Source organism: Sulfuricaulis sp. (genome assembly GCF_049587675.1).
Classification (GTDB): Bacteria; Pseudomonadota; Gammaproteobacteria; order Acidiferrobacterales; family Sulfurifustaceae; genus Sulfuricaulis.
This window is the reverse complement of record NZ_JBAVEJ010000115.1, coordinates 1-1,810: the sequence shown is the minus strand read 5'-3', so window position 1 is coordinate 1,810 and position 1,810 is coordinate 1. Positions and strand designations below refer to the sequence as shown.

Genomic DNA, 1,810 nt, shown 5'->3' with positions numbered 1-1,810 from the left:
TCCTCAAGCCCTTCCTTGTGTCCCTGTATGGCGCCGACGAGATCGACCTTCGGCTGGTGCTTGGGCGCGAGTTTACGGAACAGGCTGAAGTCCACTTGATATGAACGCTTGTCGGGCTGGGCATTTTTATTAATGGAGACGCTCACGTCCGGAATAAGCTTGGCGACAGCGTGCGCCAAATCCTTGACTTGATAATTCCACTCATTGCTTCCTGTATTCACCGCGAGCCAGGCCCCTCCGTTCGACGGCACGCGCCCGACTGCCCACTCAATTGCCCGCGCCATGTCTTCAATATGAATTAACGGCCGCCAAGGCGTGCCATCGCTCAGGATCGTGATCTGCCGCGCCGCGACCGCGCCGGCCACAAAATCATTCAGCACCAGATCCAGTCGCAGACGCTCACTCATGCCGCACGCTGTCGCAAAGCGCAAAGACGTAACCACGAAGTCATTCGTGGCGAGTTCCTGCAAGGTCTTCTCGGTGGCCACCTTCGAGCGCGCATAAGCGGTGAGCGGGTTGAGCGCATCATCTTCTTTGCGCGGCCCACCTTCGGCAAAGCCATACATGCTGCAACTTGAGGCAAAGACAAACCGTTTGACGCCGGCTTCCTTGGCGAGTCGGGCGAGACGCGCGCTCGATTCGTAGTTGATGTCTTGCGTTACCTTCTCGAAGGTGTTGCCCATGGGGTCGTTCGAAATTGCCGCCAAGTGCACGACCGCATAAACCCCCTTGAGCACTGCGGCATCGATCGCGCGCATGTCGCCGAAATACTGCTGATCAATGCGGGTCTCCGGCAGCGCTGCAGCGCCAGTCAGGCAGTGGGCGAAATAGCCCATGTCATAACCGACCAGGGAGGCGTCGGGATACGCGCGCTGCAACTGGTCAGCAACGCACGGCCCGATGTAGCCCATGTTTCCGGTAATCAGAATCTTCACATTTCCTCCGCTAGGCCAGTTTGGCCGCAATGGCGTCACAAACAAAATGGGAAAAAGGCAGACAACAGGTAAAGCCGGGTGATACGGCATTCAGAACATGAAAAGATCTGTTGTCGCCCTCAAAAACAAAATCCATTTCCAACTTTTTTTCCTTGATGTTCAGCAGTTGCGCCCGGATACCTGGCCTGCCCCACTGCCGGTAATTGTCATTTTTTACCCCCTTGGCTAACGCCGCGGCCAACGACACCATGCGTGAGCGCGCGAGTTTCCTCATCTCATCGAAGGCGAGCCGTTTGAAGTCAAACTTCGATGACAGGAACAGGCTTAACTGTCGACGCAAAATATCAATAAACTCGTTCATCCGGAAATTTTCATGACGATGGTACTGCTCGCGCCAGAATGCCGGAATTGCCGTCGGGCCGATTTTTGCGTGGCCATCGGCGGTAACGGTGAAGTGCACACCGAGAAACGGATTGCGGAGATCCGGAACCGGATAGATATTGGTGCGAAAGGAGCCCGGCGGTTCATTCGAATACAAGTATAAGCCCTTGAACGGAAGTATTCGGTAGTCTTGGGAGAATCCGAAGCCCCTGGCGATATGATCGGCGTAGAGCCCGGCAGCGTTCACGACATATCCGGCGTTGTAGATCCCGGCAGAGGTCTGGACTCCCTGTTCGTTACGATGACGATAACTGACACCGTAGTGAATGGAAACGCCTTCATTCTTGGCCTCCTTTTCCATGCTGTGAACCACAGCCTCGGGATCCACGGAGGACGTCGTGGGTGAAAAAATCGCACGCCCATATGTCAGGGCCCTCGGTTCTATTTGTCTTACCGCGCTCTCATCAACTTCTTCGAGCTTCACACCGTTGTTC

At 55.4% G+C, this 1,810-nt stretch carries 2 protein-coding genes; both read right to left on the bottom strand.

All coding sequences use genetic code 11. The annotated features are described in order from the left end of the window. Positions 1-935 (bottom strand): NAD-dependent epimerase/dehydratase family protein (locus WB402_RS06090; protein WP_424206030.1); only part of this gene is annotated, 935 nt, incomplete at its 3' end. A gap of 10 nt (positions 936-945) precedes the next feature. Continuing rightward, on the bottom strand, positions 946-1,810 hold an 865-nt coding region (locus tag WB402_RS06085; RefSeq protein ID WP_424206029.1), incomplete at its 5' end, for an NAD(P)/FAD-dependent oxidoreductase.